Origin of the sequence: Nonomuraea sp. KM90 (genome assembly GCF_052246675.1) — a bacterium.
Taxonomy (GTDB): Bacteria; Actinomycetota; Actinomycetes; order Streptosporangiales; family Streptosporangiaceae; genus Nonomuraea.
This window is the reverse complement of the sequence record NZ_JBQQCB010000158.1, coordinates 1-20,947: the sequence shown is the minus strand read 5'-3', so window position 1 is coordinate 20,947 and position 20,947 is coordinate 1. Positions and strand designations below refer to the sequence as shown.

Genomic DNA, 20,947 nt, shown 5'->3' with positions numbered 1-20,947 from the left:
CGGAGACGCTACTGTCCAGCGGACGGCTGACCACCGAAGGCGGGGCCTTCGTGATCGCCGCCCGGCGCACCCTCTCGGCCTGGTCGGCCGAGCCGGTGCCGCCGGCGGCGCTGGAGCAGGCCCGGTGGGAGCACGCCGAGCACCGGGCCGCCTTCGAGGCCAAGCACCCGCACGTCACAGCGGCGGCGGGTCGAAGTCCCACGAAGCCCGCTCGCCCTTGAGCGCGCGCAGCAGGTGCGGATGGTCGGGGTCGAACGCTTCCCGGTACGCCGACAGCGTCTCCCCGGTCAGCCGCTCAGCCTCCTCCTCCCGCCCGGACGCCCGCAGGTCGAGCGCGAGGTTCACGGTGGCCGACAGCGTCAGGTAGTGGCGCTCGCCGAACGACGACGCCAGCAGCTCCACGGTCTCGTGGTCCTGGCGGCAGGCGGCGGCGAAATCGCCGAGCGCGGCCAGGTCGCCGCCCCGGTTGACGGCCGCGGTGAAGGTGTAGATGTGCTTGGGGCCGAGCCGGTCGAGCAGGCCCTTGTAGGCGTCGGTGTCCTCCTCCAGCGCCCGCGCCGCGTTGCCGCGCAGCCGGTAGAGCAGCGCCAGGTTGCTCTGGCAACCGTAGGTGTAGGGGTGCTGGTTGCCGTAGACGGTGCGATAACGCGTCATCGTCTCCTTGGCCAGCACGAACGCCTCGTCCAGGCGGCCCGCCTCGCGCAGCGTGTTCGACAGCGCCATCGCCGACGCCATCGTGTCGGGGTTGTTCGGCCCCAGCACCTTCTCGATCCTGGAGTAGGTGTCCTGGATGAGCTCCAGCGAGGTGGACAGGTCACCGGCGGCCCGTTTCGCGATCGACAGCTCCTTGGACGCCTTCAGCGTCAGCGGATGCTCGGGCGACAGCTCCCGCAGGCCGTACGCGTAGGCGTCCTCGGCCAGGTCGCAGGCCTCCTCGAAGTCGCCGCACAGGCGCACCACCAGGGCCAGGCAGTTCCAGGCGTTCTGCACGTCCCACGGGCTGATGCCCTTCGTGGCGCTGCTCATCTCCAGATAGGTGAGCTTGAGCAGGTCCCTGGCCTTGAGGTGGTCGCTCAGCAGCGCGTGGTCCAGCCCGAGGTTGTGCAGCATGCGCAGCGCGCCCGGGTGGGTCGGCCCGAACTTGCTCTCGTAGGCCAGCAGCGACTCGTCGTCGCGACTGCGGGCGCGCTCGAACTCGCCCAGGGCGCGCAGGTTGCTGCCGTAGGAGTTGGCGACGGCGAGGGTCTCCTCGTGGTCGGCGCCGAACGTCTCCTGCATCAGCTCCAGCGTCTCCTCGTTCATCAGGCGGGACTCGGTGAACTCGCCGAGCTGCCACAAGGTGTTCGCCAGGTGCCGGCGCAGCCGCAGCACGTGCGGGTCCGCGACGCCGAGCTGCGCCGTCCACGCCGCCCGCAGCGCCTCGCCGAGGTTCCTGGCAGCACGGTAGTCACCGACGCGGTAGAGGTAGCGGACGACGTCCAGACAGGTCCGCCTGGACGGCTCGGCGTAGCAGGAGCTCAGCCCGGACGGCTCCACGTGCGGCAGCAGCTCGCCGAAGGCCGGCCACTTGGCGGTGTCCTCGGGCGAGGTCGGGGCGCTCCCGGCGAGGAGCAGGTGGACCTCGTGCCGCAGGCTCTCGCGCTGGTCGGCGCTCACGGAGTCGCGCAGCAGGCTCTGGATCAGCCGGTGCACCGTGATCGTCCTGGTGCTCGGCTCCACCTTGATCAGGGCGAACCTGTTCAGCTCGCCGATCGCCTTGTTCAGCAGCAGGGGGTCGGCCAGGATCGGGGCCATGCTGGTGGCCTCGGACACCTTGTTGCCGCGGCGGAAGACGTCACGGGGGATGGGGTCGGGCCCGAAGAACGCCAGGCAGCGCAGCACGGTCGCGGCCTCCGGCATGCGCTCCTCGATCGCCTGCACCGACAGCTGCCAGGCCGCCGTCATGGAGTGCGGATACTCGGTCGCCTTGCCCAGCGCCAGCAGCGGGCGGGTCTGCTCCTCCAGCGCCTCGATGTACTCCTCGGTGGGCATCCCGGTCATCAGCTGCAGGGCGGCGGCCTGCTCCAGCGCCAGCGGGAGGTCGCCGAGCGCCTCCGCCAGCCGGTGCGCCTCGTCCCTCGGCAGCTCGCGCTCCAGCCGCTTGCGGAGGAAGGCCAGGCTCTCGTCGCGTTCGAAGACGTCGACGGCGACGCTCTCGCTGGTCGTGGTCCAGCGGTTGTTACGGGAGGTGATGAGAACCCGCCCGGGCCCGCCGTCGGGGATGAAGTCCTTGATGGACTCCGGCTCGTCGGCATTGTCGAAGATCAGCAGCCATTTGTCGTACGGGGTGCCCTGCTGCAGGGCCTTGCGCACGGCCACGGCGGCCTCGTCGATGCCCACCACGTTCGCCGAGGGCAGGCCGAGCTCGGGGGCGAGGGCGGCGAGCGTGGCCGGGACCAGGGCGGGCTGGTCGGAGGCGATCCACCAGACCACGTCGTACGAGCTGCGGAAGCGCCAGGCGTACTCGGTGACGAGCTGCGTCTTCCCCACACCGCCCAGGCCGTGCAAGGCCTGCGGCACGGGCGAGTGCGCCACCACGGCCGTGGTGGCACCGCCCGCCATGCTCTTGCCCAGGCGGCTGAGCAGCGCCTCGCGACCGGTGAAGTTCCTGTTGCGCGGGGGTACCCTGCCCCAGACCGGGGGCATCTTCGTCGCCCGCTCGTTCGCTCGCTCGTCCACGTGGGCCTCCGCCAGTCTCCGCCAGCCGTTTTCCCAGGAATTCCATCCTAGGATTGATTTAACGCACCTAGCGTCACAGAATCACATATAAGTTAGTAGGTCACACGCTCGGCCGGGCGTGCGGTTTCCGGATGTCCATAACTGACGGCGAGGGACACGGAATGGGCGAGAGAATCTGTGCGGAGCTCCTGGATATCAGCGACTTCGACCTCGAAGTTCTGAAGGACATGCAATCCCCCGCACTCAGAAGTGCCTACCGGCGGCTGGCCGAGGCATCGGATGAAACAGCGGTTCAGGGGTGGAATTCGGCCATCTGAAACCCGGTCACGAACCTGGTAATGATCGAAAGCAATCGCCATTCGCCTGCGAAAAGCGCGCGAATCGCTGGCTGAATCGCGGCGATGGGCGGGACAGTGATGGAGTCGAGGGGCAACCGGTTCCCCGGGGAGCGCGCCTTCCGCAGGGAGGACGCCGTCCGGTTCTTCGGGCGTGAGCGGGAGGCGAAGGAGCTGTCCCGCGCGTGGCGGACCCACCCTGTCACCATCCTGTACGGGTCCGCGGGATGCGGTAAGTCGTCGCTGCTGGCCGCCGGGGTGCTGCCGCTGCTCGACCCCGCCGGGAACGACGTACTGCCCGTCGGCGGCCTCCGGCACCGGCCCGGCGTGCCCGCCGCCCTCGTCCAGGAGAACGAGAACCCGTTCGTCCTCGCCCTGCTCTCCTCCTGGTCGCCCTACCAGGCGCCCACCGAGCTCGTCGGGCAGACGGTCGCCGGCTTCCTGGGCAAGCACCCGCCGAGACGGGTGCCCTCAGGAGACCCGCTGCCGCTGCTGGCCGCGATCGACCACGTGGACGACGCCTTCGCAGGGCCGGCGGCGTGGCAGCGGCACCGCGCGGAACTGCTGGCGCAACTCGCCGACGCGCTCGACAGCGAGCTGTCGCTGCGCCTGCTCGTCGTGGTGAACGAGGAGCACCTCGACGACCTCGTCCGGCATCCCGGCCTCGCGCGCGCCCGGCACTTCCGCCTGCCCCCGCTGCCGGTGGGGGCCGCGCTCGACGCGTGCCGCCTGCCGGTCGAGACCACGGGCGGCGGGTTCGCCCCCGGGGTGGCCGAGGCGCTCGTGGACGACCTGCGCACCGTACGCGGCGAGCGGCGCGTCCGGGTCCAGCCGCTCCTCCTCCAGCTCGCCTGCGCGGCCCTGCCCGACGGCGCGGCGTACGTCACCCGCCCGCCCGACGTGGACCGGGTGATCGCCGACCACTGCGACCGGCTGCTCGGCGAGGTGGCCGCGGACTACTTTCACGGTGATACGGGCAAGCTCAGGGCCCAGGTACGGGAGACGTTCGCCGGGCCCGTGTCCCCGGGGGAGGGCGGGCTGCCCGAGTCCGTGATCGACGCCCTCGTCGAGCACCGCCTGCTGCGCACCGTGCCCGGCGACGGCGGCCCATGGCACCGGCTCTGGGACGACCGGCTGGCCGCCGCGCTGCTGCTGAGCGGGTCCGGCTCGCTCCCGCGCGGCCCCGCGGACGCCGCCGGGGAGCTGCGGGTCGCGGAAACGGCACTGCGGCTGGGGCACCTCGACGTGGCGGCCGGGCACGCCGGCGCGGCCCTCGCCGCGGCGCCCAGGGCCGGACCGCTGACGGCCGTCATCCGGTCGTTCCTCGGCGACGTGGCCTATCACGGCGGGGACCTGGACGCCGCGGTCGCTCACTACCGCCTGGCCGCCCAGAGCCACGCGACCGCGCGGGGCGGCGATGTCGCCGTCGCCACCCTGCTCACCGCCGCCGGCCGCGTCCTCATCCGGCAGGGTGCCTTCGGCGACGCGATCAAGGACCTGCGGGCGGCCTGCCGGCGCAGCCCTGACGACGCGACCATCCAGACCGAGCTCGCCTGGGCGCTGTACTACAGCGGGCACGAGAGCGGCGCGGTGGACGTGCTCGACGGCGTACTGGCCGTGGCGGGCAACGCCACGGAGGCGCTGCGTGCCCGGGGCGAGATCATGTCCGACCTGCAGCGGCCCGAGCGCGCGCTGCGCGACCTGGAACGGGCCGGGCCGCTCCAGCAGCCCTCGGCGCAGGCCGCCTACGCGCTCGCGCTGGCCCAGAAGGGCGAGGTCTCGGAGGCCGTACGCGCCATCCCGCCCATGGACGCCGAACAGGACGGCCCGACCCTGCTGCGCGCGGCGCGGGTGATGGTGGCGGCGGGCAAGCACAGCGAGGCGGTCCGGCTGGCGCGGCGTGCGCGCGAGCCCGGCGCCCGAACGCACCTCCCACCCCGCCTCGCCGCCGAAGCCGACCGCCTGAGCGAATAACCGCCCCCTACCTACCCGCCGCCCCTCCCGCCGTCATTCGTGCGCCGCGCCCGGTGTGCCGCGACCCGTGTGCCGCGCTCGGCGCGTGCCGCGACCCGTGCGCCCATGCGCTCGACCACCGAGGTGCGCGGCGGGTGCGGCGTGCGCCTGGGCGGGTGCCTTGCCGTATATATTTGAAGCCTCCCGCCGTCTCTCTCCTCAAAGGGAACGCGGAACACATTTCCCCAAGATCCAGCTGGCGGGAGCTGCGACGGTGGTGGCCTCTCAGGGTTTCGTGCGGTCATGGAGCGCTTCGGCGCTGTCCATGCTCGGCACCCGCACCCTGAGCGTCATCTACCCGCTGCTCGCGATGGCTCTCACCGGCTCGGCCGCCTGGGCGGGGTGGGTCGTGTTCGCCTCCATGCTGCCCGGTCTGCTGTGCTACCTCCCCGCCGGGACGATCAGTGACCGGCTCGGGCCGCGGCGCGTGATGTTGTGGAGCGAGGCGCTGCGGGCGCTGCTCATGGCCCTGCTGTGCGGCACGATGCTGGCCGGGATGTTGCGCATCGAGCACCTGCTCGCGGTCGCCTTCCTGGAGGGTGGTCTCGCGGTCGTCACCTCGGTGGCCGAGGCCGCGCTGGTTACCACGACGGCCAGGCAGGCCAGGCTGCACACCGCGCTGGCCATGCACGAGACCACCGTGCACGCCATCGCCCTGGCGGGACGTCCGCTCGGCGGCGCCCTGTACGCGCTCGGCCCGCTCACCGCGTTCCTGTCGAACGCGTTCTTCTTCGCCATGTCGGCGGGGGTTCTGGTACGCCCGCCCCGAGCGGCCCCGGAGACCGGGCCGGGTCCGGAGACCGGGGAGCGGCGGCCCATGTTGCGGGAGACCGTCATGGGTTTTCGCGAGGTCTGGCGGCACCCGTTCATCAGGTCGGCCACGATCCTGACCGCGCTCATCAATCTCATCGTGCAGTCGCTGACCGTGGTGTCCATTTCCCACATGACCGGCGGCGGGCTCAACCCGGCGGTCATCGGCACGATTCTGTCGGCTTCCGGCGTCGGCGGAATCATCGGCGGGCTCATTTCCCCGCGGCGCCGCAGGATTTCCCGGAAGATCCACGAGAAGGCGTCCCGCCGGATGTCGGCCGCGATATTCGCCGAATGGGTGGGGCTCACCCGGCACGGCAGGTCCATGCTGCTGGTCCACGCCTGGATGTGCTCCCTCGCGCTGCTCCTCACCGCCGTGACCGGGATCGCGCCGCTCGCGTTCGCGGTGGCGCTGTTGATGATCGGGCTGGCCGGCGGGCTGAGCAACGTCACCATCAGGACCGTGCTCAGCGACGTGCCCCACCACATGACGGCTCGGGTGGTCGGGGTGTCCCGGCTGGTGAGCTACGGGGTCGCGGCGCTCGGCCCGCCGCTGTTCACCGTGTTCTACGAGCGGGCCGGAGCCGGGCTCACCGTCGGCACGCTCGCCCTGGCCATGGTGGTCGTCGCATTGTCCATGACCGTGGTGCCGCCTTTCCGGAAAAGTCTGTCCCCCAACTGGGCCACAAGAAAGGTGACCGCCTGAATAATTGACGCATGGCGGCTGCGGGTTTGCTGCGCATGGTCCTGGTGACCATTCTCGTGCCGGTGCTCGCCGCGATGACCGCGGCGCCCGCGTTCCTCGACAGCGGCTCCCTGACCATTCCCGTGGGGGAGAAAGGGCCGTGGCGGGTCGCGGTGGCGAATCCCGGGCCCGCGGTGGACGCCCAGGTGCGCCTGACCGGGCCGGTCGCCAAGGTGCTGGCCGTCTCCGGGCCCGCCGTGGTGCGCCTGCCCGCCGGGGGCGTCACCGACATCGTCCTGCGCCGCGCCGGGCCGGGCCGCGCCGTGGCGGGAGAGCTGGTCCTGGTCGCCGAGAGCGGCCTGGCCAGGAAACAGGTGCGGATCACCGAGGCGTCGTGGCTCGCCCGCTACTGGGCCGTGCCGGTGGGCGGCGTCCTGCTGCTGCTCGTGGCGGCGGGGGTCGCCCTGGTGATGCGGCGGCGGCGTCTCGTGCCGGAGGCCACGCAGGGGGCGCCGGCCGCTCCGGGACAGGAGGAGTTCACCCACAGCGACGAGCCCGTGGAGGCCGACGGACTGGGCCGCGAGGAGTACGTCAGGGAGCTGGCCATGCTGGCCGGTTCGGCCGCGCCTCCTCTGGTCGTCGGCGTCTTCGGCGAGTGGGGGACGGGCAAGACGTCCCTCCTCAAACAGGTACGGAAGGTGGTGGAGACAGAGCATCCCCACTGCGCGCACGTGTGGTTCGATCCCTGGCCGCACCAGTACGACGGCAACCCCGTGCTGCCCCTGCTCCACGGCATGGTCACCCAGCTCGGGCTCACCCGGCGCGAGACGTGCGCCGTACCCTCAAAACCATCTCCGAGGTGCTCGGCTCGCTCGTGCTCACCGCCTCCCTGCGGATCAGCGTCACCGACGTACGCAAGAGCCTCGACTCCTACGACGAGACGAACTTCCGCGTCCGCTCCGAGCGCACCCGCTTGGACGAGCACCTCGGCACGCTCATCGCGCAGGCCCTGCGGGCCCGGGGGAAGAGCAGGCTCGTCGTCTTCATCGACGACCTCGACCGGTGCGACGGCGAGCAGATCACGGCCCTGCTGGAGGCCCTCAAGCTGCACTTCAACCGCGACAACTGCGTGTTCTTCCTGGCAGTGGCGAAAGAGCCGCTGATCTCAGCCGTTCGCAGCAAATATCAGGACATGCCGGTCGACAACTACCTCGACAAGATCGTGCAGTTCCCCTTCGAGATGCCCCGGCTGCCGGACCCGGCCTTCCACGACTACCTGGACAGCCTGCTGCGCGAGCAGATCCGGCCCGCAAGAGACCTGCTCGCCATCGGGCTGCCGCGCAACCCGCGCACGGTCAAGCGCTTCGTCAACGTCCTGATCCTCCAGGACAGGGTGGCCAGGGCCAGGGGGCTGGCCGACTACGACCTGTGCATCCTGGCCGCCGTCCTGCTCATCCGGGACGCCGACAAGGACTTCTACGACCGGCTGAGCGGCGATTCGACCCTGCTCAACCGCATCGCCGAGGACCTGGAGACGGCCTCGACCGACCAGCTGCCCGACTGGAACCCGCTGCCGCTGGGGATCGTGCGCTGCCTGCTCGGCATGAAGCGGGCGGTGCCCGGGGACGTCAGTTCCTACATCGACCTGGTCAAGGCCTCGCCGCTGCCGCGGCAGAGCGACGAGGTCGCCCCGGAGGAGAGCCTGCCCCGGGACCCCGTCAGCGGGGCGGTCCCGTCGTCGGTGTTCCTGGAGCGGCTGGGCCGGCGCGTCGACCTGGTGGTGGGCGAGGAGGGCGAGCTACTGCCCTCGCTGGCGCGCGTCGGCCCGGAGCCGCAGGCCCGGCGGGTCACACCGGAGGAGGTCATGGGCCTCTGGAGGAACGAAGGGCTGCTGCTCACGGGTGCGCGGGGGTCGGGCAAGACCACCTTCTGCGCGCGGATCATCCGGCGGCTGCTCGCGCAGGGCGGGGCCACCCCCGTCTACCTGCCCGTACGCTCCCTCAGAGAGCGGAGCGGCACCCTGGAGTTGCGGCTCACGCACGCGGTGGTGGACCAGTACCGCCTCTCACTTTCGGAGGCGTTCAGCCTGGTGATCAGGGAGAACGTGCTCTGCGTGCTCGACGGCCTGGACGAGCTGCCGAGCCCGTCCGCGCGGGCGAGCCTGGTGCAGGAACTGCTGATGTGGCAGGGACAGACCGGCACACGCGTCATCGTCACCGACACCGGCAGGATCGCGCACGACCGCCTGGTACGCGGCGGATTCACGGTCGTGGAGCTCCTCGGCGTGCCCGAGGAGGACGCCGCGGCCCGGCTGCGCCGGCATCTCACCGCGCACGGGGCCGACTACGGCCGGCTGCGCCTGCCGGAGGGGTTCATCCGCTCACCGGAGGCGCTGGCCATGCTGCTGGCCTCGTCCTCCTGGATCGACGACCTGCCGCCGGACCCGGTCGACTTCATCCCCTGGTACGTGAACCGCGCGCTGCGCCGCTGCGCCACCGAGGAGTTCACGGCCGACCAGCTCGCCGAGGCGTTGCGCGGGCTCGCCCGGGATCCCAAACACGGGCCGGGGGAGACCTTCTCCAGTGAGGCGGCGGGCGTCAGGAGCGTGTTCCGGCAGAGCGGCCTGCGCGGGATCGAGGTGACCGGCGCCCTGCGCGCGCTGGTCGAGGCGGGGCTGCTGAAGGAGGCCGGTGAGGACACCTACCGCTTCTGCCACGAACTCATCCTGGAGCACTTCGCGAGGCGGTCTCCTGCCTGATCTGCGGGGATGTCCCAATTATGGAGTCAAGACGAACTTGCCGATTTAATGCCCGAAATATCGATGCTCGTGTCAAAGTGCGACCAGAATCCCGCCATGGGCCGTCTTGCCGTGGACGCGGGCGCCTATCGTTGGCCGTATGACTGGTTCGTGGAAGGCCCTGTCGATGCCGGTGCGGAGTGGAGCCTGCTGAGCCGTGCCGAGCCAGGTCGAAGGGACCGCTGAACGGCATGCGTCCGCGCTGGACGAGGTGCTCTGCGACGCGGTCAGTGCCGCCGGTGCGCACATCGGCGCGATCTACCTCCTGAACGAGACCGACCAGGTGCTCCTCATGGAGGCGGAGATCGGGCTGCCCGCGCAGATCGTCCGGCCGTGGACCCGGGTCAGGCTGAACGCCTGCGTCCCGGCCGCTGCCGCCGTCCGCCAGCGGCACCTGATCTGGGTCCCCAGCCACCAGGACATGGCCCGCCGCTTCCCCGCGACGGCCCTCGCCCTGCCGTACTCGTTCGCGGCGGCCGCGGTGCCGATCCAGACCGGGGCCCGGGTCTGGGGCTGCTGGGTGCTGATGTGGCCCCCGTCGCACCCGCCCGACCTGAACGCCCAGGAGATGGACGTCATCGACCTGGCGAGCCGGAAGCTGGGCGACCTGCTGAGGCAGGCCGACAGCGAAGGACAGCCGCCGCACCCCTCCGGCGAACCGCGCGTCCTCACCCCCGCGCCGAAGCAGACCCCGGATCCCGAGCACGCCGCCGGAGCCTTCACCTATCTGGACCGCCTGCACGAGGGATGCGTCGCCCTCGACCTGGAGGGCCGCATCACCTTCGTCAGCGCCACGGCGGCCGAGCTCCTCGGGGGCGACGTGTCCGGGCTGCTGGGCAGGACGCTCTGGGACGTGATGGCCTGGCTGAAGGACCCGCTGTTCGAGGATCGCTGCCGGGCGGCGGTGGTCAGCCAGGAGATGGCCCGCTGCGTGGCCCGCCGCCCGGACGGCCGCGAGCTGGAGTGTCATCTCTATCCGGACTCGTCAGGCATCAGCCTGCGCCTCACGCTTGTTCCGTTGCGGGACCAGGAGCCGCCGGCGCACGAGACCGGCTCCCGCGCCCACGGCCTGCCCAGACCGGAGGTCTTCTACAACTTCGTGCACCTCGCGGCGGCCCTGACCCGGGCGCAGAAGGTACGGGAGATCATCGATCTGTTCGCCGACCACGTCATGCCCGTGTTCGAGGTCCAGGCGATGGCGGTGGTGATAGCCGAGTGCGGCAAGCTGAAGATCATCGGTAGCCGGGGGTACGACAGCGAGGTCCTCGACCGGTTCGACGGGCTGCCGCTGACCACGCCCACGCCCTCCGAACGCGTCCTGCGGACCGGCGTCCCCATGTTCTTCGCCAACCGGAGCGAGCTACGCCAGATGTACCCGTACGTCGCTCACTACGACCAGATGTCCGCCTGGGCCTTCCTGCCGCTCGCGGGTGCGGAGGGCCGGATCGGCAGCTGCGTGCTCGCCTTCGGCACCCCCCGCTCGTTCAGCGGTGAGGACCGCGCCGGCCTCACCACCCTGACCGGGCTGATGTCCCAGGCCCTCGACCGCGCCCTTCTCTACGACGCCAAGGAGCGGCTCGCCCAGAGCCTGCAGGAGGTGCTGCTCCCGAGGCGCCTGCCCGAGATCCCCGGCCTGGCGGCGGCGGCCCGCTACCTGCCCGCCACCCGCGGCGTGGGCATCGGCGGCGACTTCTACGACCTCATCCGCCTGAGCGACTCGCTGGCCATGGCGGTCATCGGCGACGTCCAGGGGCACAACATCACGGCCGCCGCCCTCATGGGGCAGGTGCGTACGTCCATCCGCGCCCATGCCGCGGCCGGCGCCGAGCCCGGGGAGGTGCTCACGCACACCAACCGGCTGCTCATCGAGACCGAGACCGACCTGTTCGCCAGCTGCCTGCTGGTCCAGGTCGACCTGCGGCTGCGCACCCTCAGCGCGGCCAGCGCCGGTCACCCGCCGCCCCTGTTGCGCCCGCCCAACGCGCCGGGCGAGATCATCGACGTGCCGGTGGGGCTGCTGCTCGGCGTGGAGGACAACATTCACTACCCCACCACGGAGGTGCCGTTCCCGCCGGGCGCCCTGCTGGCCCTCTACACCGACGGGCTCGTCGAAACCCCGGGCGTCGACCTCGACGAGGCCATCGGGGAGGTCGCCGACCACCTGACCCGAGCCTCGAACCAGCCGCTGTCGGAGCTCTGCGACAGTCTCCTGGACGACATCCCGCACGGCGCGCGACGGATCGACGACATCGCGCTGCTGCTCCTGGAACACCGGTCCGGCCACTCCTGACCGCGCCCCGGCAGGGGGAGCGCGAAGGACTGCGGTGGCCAGGGTGCGCAAGGGACCCTGTGAGCCGGGTTCACCGGCCGTTTCCCCACGTCGTACCACTGGCTGCCTGATGTTCGCCCGCAGGCATTGGACGGCGCGGATCCGCCGTCGTCTCATGGAGGCATGATCGACAGGTCCCCCCACCGCCGATCCCGGCAGGAGACTCGCCATGCCCGATGACAGCACCCACGTGAGACGGCGTCCGCGGAGATTATCGTTCGCCCTGCGCGCCCTGGTGGCCGCGGCGGCGATCGTCGTGGCCGTCCCGGGAATCGCCCACGCCGCCCCGCCCACCGCCCTCGACGGGGTGGCGCCGCCGGAAGACCGTACGTACCAGCCGGCGTTCGACTACGACGGGGACGGCTGTTACCCCACGCCCGCCATCGGGCGCGACGGCACCATCGCACCGGGACTGGCGCTGGGCGGCGCGGTCAACGGGCAGTGCCACGACCTGTCCGACCTGGACAACACCAACTCCTACTCCCGCTCCAAGTGCAACAACGGCTGGTGCGCGTACGTGTACGCGCTCTACTTCGAGAAGGACCAGACGCTGCCCGGCTGCTGCGGGCACCGGCACGACTGGGAGCACGTCGTGGTCTGGGTCCAGGACGGCACCGCGCAGTACGTGGCGGCGTCCGCGCACGGGGCCTACAGCGTACGCGCGCGCTCGCAGCTGCCCTGGGACGAGACCGGCACCCACCCGAAGATCATCTACCACAAGGACGGGCTCTCCACCCACGCGTTCCGCTTCGCGAGCGCCACCGAGCAGCCGGAGAACCACAAGGGCACGTGGCAGTTCCCGCCGCTGGTCGGCTGGGACGGCTACCCGCCCGGGTTCCGCGACCGCCTGGTCGCGCACGACTTCGGCTCGGCGAGCTTCGGCCTCAAGGACTCCTCGTTCAACGGGGAGCTGGCGAAGGCCAAGCCGGCGGGGATCCCGTTCGATCCCTACGCCTGAGACGGCGCGGCCGGCCGGGGCTCCCCTCGGCCGGCCGGATCGGACACGAGCGCTAAACTGCCCGATATGCGGCGATTGACCAGTACGGTGGTCGTGGTGGCGGGGGACGCCGCCGGGGACGTGGTCGCGGGCCTGGACGGGCTGCACAACGTGCGGGCCATCCCGCGCGGCGAACGCGGGCCGGCCGAGGTGATGGAGCTCGCGGGACGGTCGGCGGCCACGTACGTGGTGCACGACGCCGACCCGCTGGCCGACGTGGCCGCGGCGTGGGCCGCCTACTTCGACGGCACCGGGATCACCGGCGGCCTGGAGGTGGCCGTCGAGGCCGCGCTGGGCGAGCTGCGCGCGGGCCGGCTGGTGCTGCCCGACTACTACCTGGTGCTGGACCCCGACGGGCTGGCCGAGACCTGGCGGCACTGGTGGCTCGGGGTGCTGGCGGGGGCCGCGCCCGTACGGGTCGTGCCGGTGCACGCCTCGTCGGCCGCGGTGGCGGCGGAGCTGGGCCGGCTGTCGGCGGGCCGGTGGTGGCCCGCCGACCTGGAGGGGTGGCTGCGCGGCCTCCCGCGGGTGGTGCCCGACCTGGCCGGACTGCCGGGCGGCGGCGGCGTGGTGGTGTAGGAGGCCTCAGTTGGGGTTGCCGGCGTGGGTGAGGGTCTCCCAGGCCACGAAGAGGTTGTTGGTGCCCGCCGGGCGCTGCCGCTCGGTGAGGGTCTGGGTGTTGGTCATCGCGATGCCCATGCGGTGGTGCAGGGCGTTGAAGCCGACCTCCGTGACCGGGCCCAGGCCCAGCGTGAGAGCGCCGTCGCACAGCCACGACGGGACGGCCGCGCCGAGCTGGTACTTGGCGTGCAGCCCGAGCGCGTGCCGCAGGCGGTCGGCGATTTCAGGGTAGAGGTCCTGGCCCTGGATCCGGGCCGTCTCGGCGATGTGCGCGATCGCCGCCAGCCCGTAGCCGGTGTGGGTGAGGTCGCGGCACGTCTCCTGGGACAGCCCGTCGACGAACGTCTCCTGGCCCTGCCAGTACGCGATGATCTCGGCCCGCGTGTCGATGCCGCTGCCGGCCGGTCCCCTGGGCAGGGCGCCGTCGGCGGTGAGGTAGATGTAGGCGGGCACGCGGGCCCGGAATGTGCTCACGGCCTTGTCGTAGGCGGCCCGGTCCTCCAGGAACACCGCGATCCCGATGGCCGCGTCCATCATGGACAGCTCCCAGTTGCCGTTCGTGCTCGGCCGGCCGTTGATGACCTCGGGGAGGTAGATGTTCCTGAGCATGGTCGCGAAGCGGCTGACGCCCGTGGCGGACCAGCCGGTGTAGGTGTAGCGGATGATCTCGGCCGCCCGGGGCCAGGACGAGCCGGCCCACCCGGTCTGCAGCGGCGCGTTGCTGTTGGTGTGGTCGGTGATCATGGCCGACCAGGCGTCCATCAGCTCGATGGCCTTCTGCGCGTACCGGCTGTCGCGGGAGATGTACCAGATCAGCGCGTCGGTGTAGGCCGCCAGCGCGTCCTGGCGCTCGTCGGTGCAGCCGTAATTGGGGTTGGAGTACGAGCCGCACTCCACGACGGCGCGCGGCTTGGGGGTGCGCGACAACGAGGCCAGGCTGCTGGCCACCATCTGGTCGTAGGCGGCCTTCCACGGCTGGGCGCCGGCGTTGACCTTGGACCGGACGAAGTCGAGCTGGGCCCGGCTGACGAGCACGCCCGGATGCGCGAACGTGGCCGGCGCGCTGCGGGCCCCGGCGGTGGCGGGAGCGGACATGGCTGCGGTGATCAGGAGCAGGACCAGTAACAACAGGGTCCCGCGGGCGCGGGGACGGACCACGTGCTCAGCCTCCTTATTTAGGAAACTTTCCTAAAATGTGAGGAGATCGTAGTCCTGACACCACATCCTGACAAGAGCCATGCCCCTGCCGAAAAACGCCGGGTACGCCTATGCTCTTTCTTGATCGTCTCCAGGAGGAGTGGGCATCCGTGGCCGAACAGCCTGACGAGTGGACCGGCGCGATCGACACGACCAGGCCCAGCATCGCGCGGGCCTATGACGTCGTCCTGCACGGCAAGGACAACTACGAGGTCGACCGGGCGTTCGTCGCGGAGATCGTCAAGGTCGTCCCCGAGATCTACGACGTGGCGGCCTACAACCGCCAGATGCTGGGCCGCGGCGTACGGTTCCTGGCCGGCCAGGGCGTCACGCAGTTCCTCGATCTCGGCTCGGGCCTGCCCACGGTGGAGAACACCCACCAGGTCGCCCAGCGGGCGAACCCGGACTCGCGCGTGGTCTACGTCGACAACGACCCGATGGTGCCGGCCCAGGGCCGCGCCCTGCTGGCGGACAACGAACGCGCCGCGGTGGTCTCGGCCGACCTGCGGGACCCGGCGGCGGTCCTCGGCGACGAGGCCGTCAGGCGCCTCGTCGACCTCGGCCGCCCGGTCGGCGTCCTGCTGGTCGGCGTCCTGCACCACCTGCACGACGACGAGGACCCGCGGGGCATCGTCGAGGCGTACATGGCCGCGGTCCCGTCCGGCAGTTACCTGTTCATCACCCACTTCTGCGACTCCAGCCAGGACTCCCGGGACGCGGAGCGGAAGTATCTCGCGCTCCTCGGCACCGGCAGGTTCCGCACCGTCGCGGAGATCACCGGCTTCTTCGACGGGTTCGAGCTGGTGGAGCCGGGTGTGGTGCCCCTGCCGCGGTGGCGGCCGGACGCGGCCGTTCCCGAGGCGCTGACCGTGGGCCAGCGCCTCATGTTCGGCGGCGTCGCGCGCAAGCCCTGACCGCTACACGAGGGTGTTGTAGGAGGGCTTGCCCGTCCACTCGTAGGTGAGGTAGGCGACACCGGCGTCGGTGGCGGACGAGCCGGTGAGCTTCAGCCCGGCCGGGACGGTGCCCTCGGCGAACAGGCGCTTGCCCTCGCCGAGCACGACGGGGAAGACCAGCAGGTGGTACTCGTCGACCAGCTCGGCGCGCTGCAGCGTACCGATGAGGTCGCTGCTGCCCTGGACGAGGAGCACGCCGTCGGTGTCCCGCTTGAGGTCGGCGACCGTCTGGGCGGCATCGCCCACCAGCACCTGGGTGTTGCGCCACTTGGCCGCCATCGGCGTCCTCGTGGTGACGTACTTCGGCATGCTGTTGATCTTGGCGCCGCCCTCCTCGTCCGGCACGTCCGGCCAGTGCGAGGCGAGGATGTCGTACGACCTGCGGCCCAGGAGCAGGCCGTCGGCGCGGTCGAACAGCGGGCCCATGATGCGGTTGAAGCCCTCGTCCACGTGCGGCGGCAGCCAGCCGCCCTGCCGGAAGCCGTTGGAGTCGTCCTCGCCGGGGCCGCCGGGGGACTGCATGACCCCGTCCAGCGACACGAACGTCCCCACCACCAGCTTGCTCGCCATCTCGTTGCTCCCTGTCTCGGTCATCGCGTCTCTTTGATGTGCCTCCAGCGTGCCCGGGCGCGTTTAAGGATTCCTTACGGCATTCCTATGGGGCGCTACCGGCACACGGGAACCGGTCCGGGGCGGGTCGTCGGCACGGCGTGCGTCCGCTTCTCCGTGGAGCTGCCGGCGTGTCGAGTCGGCCCGTTCACCGGCCGAGTACGGGGACCTTTGGGCGACCACCTGAGGACCTTCGCCGCTACGGGGTGAGCCCGTCGTGCGGGACGGTGGAAGCGGATGAGAGGTGGAGACCATGCCGATGGAAGTCAAGGACGTCATGGGTCGTGTGGCGATCGCCGTGCTGGAGGAGGCGTCCTTCGCCGACATCGTGGCCGCGATGAAGCGGTTCGCGGTGGGCGCCGTCACCGTGATCGACGCCGACCGGCGACCGGTGGGCGTCGTCTCGGAGGACGACCTGCTGCTCAAGGAGGTCGACCCGGTGCGACACCCCGTGTCGATCTTCGAATCCCGCAAGCAGCGGCGCGAGCACGAGAAGGCCGCGGGGCTGACGGCGGCCCAGCTCATGACCTCTCCCGCCGTCACCGTCACGCCGGGCACCGGCCTGCGCGACGCGGCCCGGCTGATGCACGACCGGCGGATCAAGCAGCTGCCCGTGATCGACGTGGTCACCGGGCGGGTGGTCGGCACGCTGCACCAGCGCGACGTGCTGCGCGTCTACTCCCGTCCCGCCGACGAGCTGATCGCCGACATCATGGCCGCGCTCCCGGCGCCGGGCACGTACTCCGTCGAGATCGACAAGGGGGTCGTGACCCTCGGCGGGCGGGTGCGCCGGCGGTCGGAGGTCGTCGCGGCCGCGGCCGCGGCGCGCGCGGTCGAGGGCGTCGTGGACGTGGTGTGCGCGGTGGTCTCCGAGCAGGACGACCTCGTGGCCGTCCCGCCGCTGCTGTAGGAGGCGGCCATGAGGGACGGCCCGGCGTCGTCGTGGGCTTGGAGGACTCGCCGTCCGCCGCCGTTCGCCGGAGCCGTGCGCGCGGCCGTGCGAGAGAACGGTTCCCGTGGATCGTGCCGATGAGGGCCGATGTACCCGGCGGAAGGGTCCTTCGGCCCTGACGGGGCGGGGGTACCGCGTGATGCTGTGGTGTGAGGACCCGTGGAGGGAGAGTCATGGCCACCCGTTCGGCAGAACACGTACTGGACGCCGCGGTGGAGGCCGCGCGCTGGGCACCGTCGGTGCACAACACGCAGCCCTGGACCTTCTCGATCTCGGAGGAGGAGATCTGCCTGCGGGCCGACACGGACCGGCAGCTGCGCGTCGGCGACGCCTCGGGCCGGGAGCTGCTGATCAGCTGCGGCGCCGCCCTGTTCACCATGCGTACGGTGCTGCGCCGCGAGGGGCTCGAACCCGTCGTGCGCGTCCTGCCCGACCCGGACCGCCCGTCGTTGCTGGCGACGTTGCGGGCCGGGGCCGGGGCCGACAACAGGGCCGACGACGCCACCAGGATGCTGGCGGGCGAGATCGAGCGCCGCCGTACGCACCGGGCGGGCTTCGCCGACGTGCCGGTGCCGGACAGGCTCGTGGAGCGGCTGGTCGGAGCGGCCCGCGGCGAGGGGGTCGACCTGACGCCCGTCCGCTCCCCGGCGGCGGCCGGCGTGCTCGCCGCGCTCACCCAGGCCGCGCAGGGCGTGCAGGCGCAGGACCGGCGCTTCAGCCTGGAGGTGATCCGGTGGGCCCGGCCTCCCGGCAGCAGCCGCAAGGACGGCGTGCCCGCCGAGGGCTATCCCCGCCGGAGAGCGCGTACCGACCCGGACTTCCCGCAGCGCGACTACGCCTGGCGTCACGACTGGGGCAGCCGCGCGGACCAGAAGGGCGCGGTGGCGACCGGGGTCGTCGCGCTGCTCACCACGCCGGGCGACAGCCGCCGGGAATGGATCGACACCGGGCAGGCGCTCCAGCACGTCCTGCTGCACGCCTCGGCGTACGGGGTCAGCGCCGCCTTCCACACCCAGGCGCTGGAGATGGACCAGCTGCGCGAGTTCATCCGGCAGGAGGTCTGCTCGGGCCGGTACCCGCAGATGATCATGCGGTTGGGCGTCACCTTCGACGACAAGGGCTCGGTGCGCCGCCCCCTGTCCGAGCTCCTGGACTGAGGGCCCGCCGGCCGGCCCGGGCGGGCTAGACCGCCGCAGCGATGGGCCGGCCGGTCAGCCGGCGGCCGGACACCTGCTCGGCCTCGACCACGATGTAGTGGTCGTGGTCGCCGGTCACCCACGGGACCAGCGGCAGCGCGCTCAGCCGGGCGAGCTCGGCGGGATCGGTCACCGCGCGAGCATGCCCGACGGCCGTGACCGACCAGCCCGTCCGCAGCGCGGGGTCGAGGTCGTCGGCCTCGAACGCCACCACGCTGCGCCGGGTGGCGGCCGCCAGCTTCGACCCGGACGAGGTACGGATCACGATGCTCTCGCCGACGAGGCGGAAGTTGACCGGCTGAACGGCGGGCAGGGCGCGATCGGTGAACACGATCCGCCCGATCGGCACGGACGACAGCAGGTGCAGACACTCCTCGCGGGAGAGCACCTGAAGTCCGGACGTATCGAGTCGCATGGTTCCAGCATCACCCCGCCGCACCCTCCGCGAGCAGGGACGAAAGTCCCCTCGATCCCGCCGATCAGCCCCGGGGCGGACGGGGAGAAGGACTCGGGCCGCAGCGGCTCGCCGGGACGACCCCGGCGCGGCCTGACCTGGGACTCAAGGGACCAAGGTCCTCCGTGGCCGGGCTACACCTGCGGGTACTGCGGCAGCGGCCGCGAGACCCTGTGCGAGCCGCAGCTGAACACCGGGTACGCGATCTTCGGCATCGGCGGGGCCGACGTGGCCGTCGTGCCCTTCTCACCTGCCAAGGTCGGGACCAAAGTCCCTAGGCCGGGGGACAGGCGCCGGAAATCATCGGACACATGACGACGATGCAGACCATCGATGCCTACTGGCGTGCCGCGAACTACCTGTCCGTCGGGCAGATCTACCTGCTGGACAACCCGCTGCTGACCGAGCCGCTGCGGCCCGAGCACGTCAAACCCCGCCTCCTCGGCCACTGGGGCACCACACCCGGACTGAACTTCTGCTTCGCCCACCTCAACCGGATCATCGCCGAACGCTCCCAGGACATGATCTACATCGCCGGCCCCGGGCACGGCGGCCCGGCGGCGGTGGCGCACTCCTGGCTGGAGGGCTCGTACTCGGAGAGGTATCCCGAGGTCTCCCAGGACGCGGCGGGCATGCGACGGTTGTTCCGCCAGTTCTCCTTCCCCGGCGGCATCCCGAGCCACGTCGCGCCGGAGACGCCCGGGTCGATTCACGAGGGCGGCGAGCTGGGATATTCGCTGGCACACGCGTACGGGGCGGCCTTCGACAACCCCAGGCTCGTGGTGGCCTGCGTCGTCGGCGACGGCGAGGCCGAGACGGGCCCGCTGGCCGCGAGCTGGCACTCCAACAAGCTCCTCGACCCCTTCCGGGACGGCGTCGTCCTGCCGATCCTGCACCTCAACGGCTACAAGATCGCCAACCCGACCGTCCTGGCCCGCATCCCCGAAGCCGAGCTGATCAAGCTCATGGAAGGGTACGGCTACCGCCCCCACGTGGTCGGCCCCGACCACGAGGAGATGGCCGGCACCCTCGACGTGGTGTTCGACCAGATCGCCGCCTACAAGGACGGCCGCGCCGACCGCCTCCCCATGATCATCCTCCGGACGCCCAAGGGCTGGACCGGGCCCCGCGAGGTGGACGGCCTGCCGGTCGAGGGCACGTGGCGGGCCCACCAGGTGCCGCTGTCCGGGGTCCGGGACAACCCCGGGCACCTGGCGATGCTGGAGGAGTGGATGCGCTCGTACCGGCCGGACGAGCTGTTCGACGGAGACGGCCGGCCCGTGCCCGCCGTCCTGCACGGGGTGCCGGAGGGACCGCTGCGCATGAGCGCCAGCCCGCACGCCAACGGCGGCGAGCTGCTACGCCCGCTGACGCTCCCGGACTTCCGCGACTACGCCGTCGACGTGAAGTCGCCCGCCGGGCAGACCAGCGAGCCGACCCGGATGCTGGGCGCCTTCCTGCGCGACGTCATCGCCCGGAACCCGCACGGCTTCCGGCTGATGGGGCCGGACGAGACGGCGTCCAACCGGCTGCAGGCCGTGTTCGAGACGACCGACCGGGCCTGGAACGCCGCCGTCGAGGAGACCGACGAGCACCTGGCCGCCGGCGGGCGCGTCATGGAGGTGCTGTCCGAGCACCTGTGCCAGGGCTGGCTGGAGGGTTACCTGCTGACCGGGCGGCACGGGCTGTTCAACTGCTACGAGGCGTTCATCCACATCATCGACGCGATGTTCAACCAGCACGCCAAGTGGCTGGCCTCCACGAAGCGGATCCCGTGGCGGCGGCCGATCGCCTCGCTAAACTACCTGCTGTCCTCGCACGTGTGGCGGCAGGACCACAACGGCTTCAGCCACCAGGACCCCGGCTTCCTCGACCTGGTGGTCAACAAGAAGGCCGAGGTCGTACGCGTCTACCTGCCGCCGGACGCCAACACCCTGCTCTCGGTCGGCGACCACTGCCTGCGCTCGCGCGACTACGTCAACGTGATCGTCGCCGGCAAGCAGCCGGTGCTCGACCTGTTCACCATGGACGAGGCCGTCGCGCACAACACGCGCGGGCTCGGCATCCTGCCGTGGGCCTCCACCGACCAGGGCAGCGAGCCGGACGTGGTGCTCGCCTGCGCGGGCGACGTGCCCACCCTGGAGACGCTGGCCGCCGCCGCGCTGCTGCGCGAGCACCTGCCCGAGCTCAAGGTACGCGTCGTCAACGTCGTGGACCTCATGCGCCTGCAACCGCCCTCGGAGCACCCCCACGGCATGGAGGACGCCGAGTTCGACAC

At 71.4% G+C, this 20,947-nt stretch carries 17 protein-coding genes and 1 pseudogene; 13 read left to right on the top strand and 5 right to left on the bottom strand.

Annotated elements, in window-relative coordinates; genetic code table 11:
• A pseudogene (locus ACTWPW_RS56750) lies at nucleotides 1-221 on the top strand (hypothetical protein); the annotation flags it as partial.
• Here the strand turns inward: ACTWPW_RS56750 and fxsT are convergent.
• Complete coding sequence (gene fxsT, locus ACTWPW_RS56745) at nucleotides 175-2,718, bottom strand: FxSxx-COOH system tetratricopeptide repeat protein (RefSeq protein ID WP_443173926.1); 2,544 nt, start codon at nucleotides 2,716-2,718, stop codon at nucleotides 175-177. The pseudogene ACTWPW_RS56750 and the gene fxsT overlap by 47 nt on opposite strands.
• A gap of 161 nt (nucleotides 2,719-2,879) precedes the next feature.
• Here fxsT and ACTWPW_RS56740 point away from each other — a divergent pair, with 161 nt between their 5' ends.
• The 8 genes from ACTWPW_RS56740 (at nucleotide 2,880) to ACTWPW_RS56705 (ending at nucleotide 13,263) form a co-directional block, all read left to right on the top strand.
• Nucleotides 2,880-3,035, top strand: coding sequence for a hypothetical protein (locus ACTWPW_RS56740; protein ID WP_375108346.1), 156 nt, complete (start codon nucleotides 2,880-2,882; stop codon nucleotides 3,033-3,035).
• A gap of 84 nt (nucleotides 3,036-3,119) precedes the next feature.
• Complete coding sequence (locus tag ACTWPW_RS56735; protein WP_443173925.1) at nucleotides 3,120-5,027, top strand: nSTAND1 domain-containing NTPase; 1,908 nt, start codon at nucleotides 3,120-3,122, stop codon at nucleotides 5,025-5,027.
• A gap of 253 nt (nucleotides 5,028-5,280) precedes the next feature.
• The gene (locus ACTWPW_RS56730) at nucleotides 5,281-6,582 is read left to right on the top strand and encodes an MFS transporter (protein WP_443173924.1); all 1,302 of its coding nucleotides are present in this window, start codon (nucleotides 5,281-5,283) and stop codon (nucleotides 6,580-6,582) included.
• An 11-nt stretch (nucleotides 6,583-6,593) separates the two neighbouring features.
• A complete protein-coding gene (locus ACTWPW_RS56725; RefSeq protein WP_443173923.1) occupies nucleotides 6,594-7,724 on the top strand; it encodes a P-loop NTPase fold protein in 1,131 nt (376 codons plus the stop codon).
• Nucleotides 7,607-9,319, top strand: a complete 1,713-nt coding sequence (locus ACTWPW_RS56720) for a P-loop NTPase fold protein (protein ID WP_443173927.1) — start codon at nucleotides 7,607-7,609, stop codon at nucleotides 9,317-9,319. Before ACTWPW_RS56725 ends, ACTWPW_RS56720 begins: the two co-directional genes overlap by 118 nt.
• 196 nt (nucleotides 9,320-9,515) lie before the next feature.
• On the top strand, nucleotides 9,516-11,648 hold the full coding sequence (locus tag ACTWPW_RS56715; RefSeq protein WP_375108342.1) for a SpoIIE family protein phosphatase: 2,133 nt from the start codon (nucleotides 9,516-9,518) through the stop codon (nucleotides 11,646-11,648).
• Between the two features lie 208 nt (nucleotides 11,649-11,856).
• A complete protein-coding gene (locus tag ACTWPW_RS56710) occupies nucleotides 11,857-12,645 on the top strand; it encodes an NPP1 family protein (protein WP_375108341.1) in 789 nt (262 codons plus the stop codon).
• Nucleotides 12,646-12,711: 66 nt separating this feature from the next.
• On the top strand, nucleotides 12,712-13,263 hold the full coding sequence (locus ACTWPW_RS56705; protein ID WP_443173922.1) for a hypothetical protein: 552 nt from the start codon (nucleotides 12,712-12,714) through the stop codon (nucleotides 13,261-13,263).
• A 6-nt stretch (nucleotides 13,264-13,269) separates the two neighbouring features.
• Here the strand turns inward: ACTWPW_RS56705 and ACTWPW_RS56700 are convergent, their stop codons facing one another.
• The gene (locus ACTWPW_RS56700; protein WP_443173921.1) at nucleotides 13,270-14,463 is read right to left on the bottom strand and encodes an alginate lyase family protein; all 1,194 of its coding nucleotides are present in this window, start codon (nucleotides 14,461-14,463) and stop codon (nucleotides 13,270-13,272) included.
• 149 nt (nucleotides 14,464-14,612) lie between these two features.
• On the opposite strand from ACTWPW_RS56700, the gene ACTWPW_RS56695 reads away from it, so the two are divergent.
• A complete protein-coding gene (locus ACTWPW_RS56695) occupies nucleotides 14,613-15,416 on the top strand; it encodes an SAM-dependent methyltransferase (protein WP_443173920.1) in 804 nt (267 codons plus the stop codon).
• Nucleotides 15,417-15,419: 3 nt separating this feature from the next.
• Here ACTWPW_RS56695 and ACTWPW_RS56690 read toward each other — a convergent pair whose 3' ends face one another.
• Nucleotides 15,420-16,052, bottom strand: a complete 633-nt coding sequence (locus ACTWPW_RS56690; RefSeq protein WP_375108337.1) for a dihydrofolate reductase family protein — start codon at nucleotides 16,050-16,052, stop codon at nucleotides 15,420-15,422.
• Nucleotides 16,053-16,320: 268 nt separating this feature from the next.
• Between ACTWPW_RS56690 and ACTWPW_RS56685 the strand changes: the two genes are divergently transcribed.
• Entirely contained in the window at nucleotides 16,321-16,977 is a 657-nt protein-coding gene (locus tag ACTWPW_RS56685) for a CBS domain-containing protein (protein WP_443173919.1), read from the top strand.
• A 215-nt stretch (nucleotides 16,978-17,192) separates the two neighbouring features.
• Nucleotides 17,193-18,176, top strand: a complete 984-nt coding sequence (locus ACTWPW_RS56680) for an Acg family FMN-binding oxidoreductase (protein ID WP_443173918.1) — start codon at nucleotides 17,193-17,195, stop codon at nucleotides 18,174-18,176.
• A 25-nt stretch (nucleotides 18,177-18,201) separates the two neighbouring features.
• Here the strand turns inward: ACTWPW_RS56680 and ACTWPW_RS56675 are convergent, their stop codons facing one another.
• Together ACTWPW_RS56675 and ACTWPW_RS56670 are read right to left on the bottom strand one after the other, a co-directional pair.
• Nucleotides 18,202-18,630: a pyridoxamine 5'-phosphate oxidase family protein gene (locus ACTWPW_RS56675; RefSeq protein ID WP_375108334.1), complete on the bottom strand. Its 429-nt coding sequence runs from the start codon at nucleotides 18,628-18,630 to the stop codon at nucleotides 18,202-18,204.
• A 173-nt stretch (nucleotides 18,631-18,803) separates the two neighbouring features.
• Nucleotides 18,804-18,926, bottom strand: a complete 123-nt coding sequence (locus tag ACTWPW_RS56670; RefSeq protein WP_443173917.1) for a hypothetical protein — start codon at nucleotides 18,924-18,926, stop codon at nucleotides 18,804-18,806.
• Nucleotides 18,927-18,980: 54 nt separating this feature from the next.
• Here ACTWPW_RS56670 and ACTWPW_RS56665 point away from each other — a divergent pair.
• A partial coding sequence (locus ACTWPW_RS56665) for a phosphoketolase family protein (RefSeq protein WP_443173916.1) occupies nucleotides 18,981-20,947 on the top strand: 1,967 nt, incomplete at its 3' end.

Bases quoted from the DNA above. Each gene is read 5' to 3' on its own strand.
- ACTWPW_RS56710 (WP_375108341.1), top strand. From the start codon at position 11,857: ATGCCCGATGACAGCACCCACGTGAGACGGCGTCCGCGGAGATTATCG.
- ACTWPW_RS56675 (WP_375108334.1), bottom strand. From the start codon at position 18,630: ATGCGACTCGATACGTCCGGACTTCAGGTGCTCTCCCGCGAGGAGTGT.
- ACTWPW_RS56685 (WP_443173919.1), top strand. From the start codon at position 16,321: ATGCCGATGGAAGTCAAGGACGTCATGGGTCGTGTGGCGATCGCCGTG.
- ACTWPW_RS56705 (WP_443173922.1), top strand. From the start codon at position 12,712: ATGCGGCGATTGACCAGTACGGTGGTCGTGGTGGCGGGGGACGCCGCC.
- ACTWPW_RS56740 (WP_375108346.1), top strand. From the start codon at position 2,880: ATGGGCGAGAGAATCTGTGCGGAGCTCCTGGATATCAGCGACTTCGAC.
- ACTWPW_RS56725 (WP_443173923.1), top strand. From the start codon at position 6,594: ATGGCGGCTGCGGGTTTGCTGCGCATGGTCCTGGTGACCATTCTCGTG.
- ACTWPW_RS56735 (WP_443173925.1), top strand. From the start codon at position 3,120: ATGGGCGGGACAGTGATGGAGTCGAGGGGCAACCGGTTCCCCGGGGAG.
- ACTWPW_RS56680 (WP_443173918.1), top strand. From the start codon at position 17,193: ATGGCCACCCGTTCGGCAGAACACGTACTGGACGCCGCGGTGGAGGCC.
- ACTWPW_RS56690 (WP_375108337.1), bottom strand. From the start codon at position 16,052: ATGACCGAGACAGGGAGCAACGAGATGGCGAGCAAGCTGGTGGTGGGG.